Raw genomic sequence first — 3,345 nt, 5'->3', positions numbered from 1 at the left:
TGGTTGCGGGAGCAGGATTTGAACCTGCGACCTTCAGGTTATGAGCCTGACGAGCTACCGGGCTGCTCCATCCCGCGCCATTTGTTTGGCCTATCGCCCGGAGGCTGCTTGAGGCCGAATGGTGCTATTCGAGATCGTTCAGAGAGAATGTGATGTTCTTTACTAGGTCTGGCGGTGACTTACTCTCCCACGTCTTGAGACGCAGTACCATCAGCGCAACGGCACTTAACGGCCGAGTTCGGAATGGGATCGGGTGTTTTGCTCGTGCTATGGCCACCAGACCGAGAAAAGAACATCACCTCACTGGCCTATCGCCCGGAGGGCTGCTTGAGGCCGGTTGGCCTGCGCAGTCTTCCGTCGAGAGACGGATGAGGGTATCAGCCGCCCTTCCCTTACGGGGAGGCGGTGTTCCAGGTCGTCGTACGTTTCCTTGATTGTGTATGGCTTTCGGATTCAGTCAGCCTTGCTGTTTCTGGATCGGATCAAGCCTATCGGACCATTAGTATCGGTCAACTGAACGCATTGCTGCGCTTACATCTCCGACCTATCGACGTGGTGGTCTACCACGGTCCTCAGGGATACCTTGTTTTGAGGGGGGCTTCCCGCTTAGATGCCTTCAGCGGTTATCCTGTCCGATCATAGCTACCCAGCACTGCCGTTGGCACGACAACTGGTCCACCAGTGGATCGTTCACCCCGGTCCTCTCGTACTAGGGGCAACTCCTCTCAAGTATCCTACACCCACGGAAGATAGGGACCGAACTGTCTCACGACGTTCTAAACCCAGCTCACGTACCTCTTTAAATGGCGAACAGCCATACCCTTGGGACCTGCTCCAGCCCCAGGATGAGATGAGCCGACATCGAGGTGCCAAACACTGCCGTCGATATGGACTCTTGGGCAGTATCAGCCTGTTATCCCCAGCGTACCTTTTATCCGTTGAGCGATGGCCCTTCCACTCGGGACCACCGGATCACTATGGCCGTCTTTCGACTCTGCTCGACTTGTCAGTCTTGCAGTCAGGCTGGCTTATGCCATTGCACTCGACGAACGATTTCCGACCGTTCTGAGCCAACCTTCGCGCGCCTCCGTTACTGTTTGGGAGGCGACCGCCCCAGTCAAACTACCCGCCACACAGGGTCCCGGATCCGGATGACGGACCGCGGTTAGACATCAAGAGTGCGAAGGGTGGTATCTCAAGGAAGGCTCCGCAAGGACTGGCGTCCCTGTTTCAAAGCCTACCACCTATCCTGCACATCGCAATCCTGATGCCAGTGTGAAGCTGTAGTAAAGGTGCATGGGGTCTTTCCGTCTAACCGCGGGAACCGGCATCTTGACCGGCAATTCAATTTCGCTGAGTCGATGTTGGAGACAGCGGGGAAGTCGTTACGCCATTCGTGCAGGTCGGAACTTACCCGACAAGGAATTTCGCTACCTTAGGACCGTTATAGTTACGGCCGCCGTTTACCGGGGCTTCAATTCAAGGCTTGCACCTCTCCTTTTAACCTTCCGGCACCGGGCAGGCGTCAGACCCTATACGTCGTCTTGCGACTTCGCAGAGCCCTGTGTTTTTAGTAAACAGTCGCCACCCCCTGGTTTGTGCCCCCGGCCCACACTTGCGTGCAAACCGGGCCTCCTTCTCGCGAACTTACGGAGGTATTTTGCCGAGTTCCTTCAACATCGTTCTCTCAAGCGCCTTGGTATTCTCTACCAGTCCACCTGTGTCGGTTTAGGGTACGATCTCATGATGGAGCTATTTCCAGGGACTGCTAAGCGGCCCGATCAATCCGATAAGATCGAACAACCCTCGCAATCCGTCACTTCCATCTGGCCCAGGAATATTAACCTGGTTCCCATCGACTACGCCTTTCGGCCTCGCCTTAGGGGTCGGCTTACCCTGCTCAGATTAACTTTAAGCAGGAACCCTTGGACTTTCGGCGACAGGGTCTCTCACCCTGTTTATCGCTACTCATGTCATCATTCTCGCTGGTGATCTCTCCACCCGATGGCTCACGCCCGGGCTTCACAGAAAACGCTTATATCTGCGCTACCGCTTCGCTACTTGAGCGCGGTTGCCCGCGCCGTCCGTAGACCGACGGCAAAACAGATAAAGCGTTATGTCACACCACGCTCTGCTACCATGCACTATGTGCATCCTAAGCTTCGGCTCATGGCTTGAGCCCCGTTACATCTTCGCCGCAGGACAACTTATTTAGACCAGTGAGCTGTTACGCTATCTTTAAAGGATGGCTGCTTCTAAGCCAACCTCCTGGTTGTTTTGGTCGTCCCACCTGCTTTCCCACTTAGCCATGAATTAGGGGCCTTAGCTGTAGGTCAGGGTTGTTTCCCTCTTCACGACGGACGTTAGCACCCGCCGTGTGTCTGCCATCTAGTACTCCCGGGTATTCGGAGTTTGGTTAGGATCAGTAAGCCTGTGGGGCCCCATTACCCATCCAGTGCTCTACCCCCCGGGGTATTCGGATGACGCTCTACCTAAATAGATTTCGCAGAGAACCAGCTATCTCCGAGTTTGATTGGCCTTTCACCCCTAGGCACACCTCATCCCGACCTTTTTCAACAGGTGTGGGTTCGGACCTCCAGTGCGTGTTACCGCACCTTCATCCTGGACATGCCTAGATCACTCGGTTTCGGGTCTGATCCCACGAACTCATGCGCCCTATTAAGACTCGCTTTCGCTGCGCCTACACCTACCGGCTTAAGCTTGCTCGTGAGACCAAGTCGATGACCCATTATACAAAAGGTACGCCGTCACTTCGCAAGGAAGCTCCGACTGATTGTAGGCGTTCGGTTTCAGGTACTGTTTCACTCCCCTCGTCGGGGTGCTTTTCACCTTTCCCTCACGGTACTGGTTCGCTATCGGTCAGTAAGGAGTACTTAGCCTTCGAGGGTGGTCCCCCGATCTTCAGACAGGATTTCACGTGTCCCGCCCTACTTGATACGTCCTATCATGCTTCCCATACGGGGCTGTCACCCGCTATGGCCATGTTTTCCAACATGTTCTGGTCACACTCAAGGCTCGGCTGGTCCGCGTTCGCTCGCCACTACTAGCGGAGTCTCTGTTGATGTCCTTTCCTCCGGGTACTTAGATGTTTCAGTTCCCCGGGTTTGCTCTTTTAACCCTATGTATTCAGGTCAAAAGTACCTGTTTCACACTCTTAATCTGTCCTACCGCTTCGTTACTTGAGGACGAACCCCGCATAGCTGACGGTAGAATAAATAAGAGTGTTTCAGGTGGGTTGCCCCATTCGGAAATCCATGGATCAAAGCTTATTCTCAGCTCCCCATGGCTTATCGCAGAGTATCACGTCCTTCATCGCCTCTTACT

General features: G+C 54.4%; 1 tRNA gene and 2 rRNA genes (1 of these 3 running past the window's edge). All 3 read right to left on the bottom strand.

Annotated elements, in window-relative coordinates:
• Positions 1-77: transfer RNA gene (locus MBELCI_RS18185), tRNA-Met, on the bottom strand.
• A gap of 89 nt (positions 78-166) precedes the next feature.
• Positions 167-281, bottom strand: a 5S ribosomal RNA gene (rrf, locus tag MBELCI_RS18180).
• Positions 282-478: 197 nt separating this feature from the next.
• A 23S ribosomal RNA gene (locus tag MBELCI_RS18175) occupies positions 479-3,345 on the bottom strand (it continues 38 nt past the right edge of the window).

The organism is Limimaricola cinnabarinus LL-001 (assembly GCF_000466965.1).
GTDB lineage: Bacteria > Pseudomonadota > Alphaproteobacteria > Rhodobacterales > Rhodobacteraceae > Limimaricola > Limimaricola cinnabarinus.
Note: the sequence above shows the minus strand (reverse complement) of the source record. Positions and strands in the feature narration are given on the sequence as shown.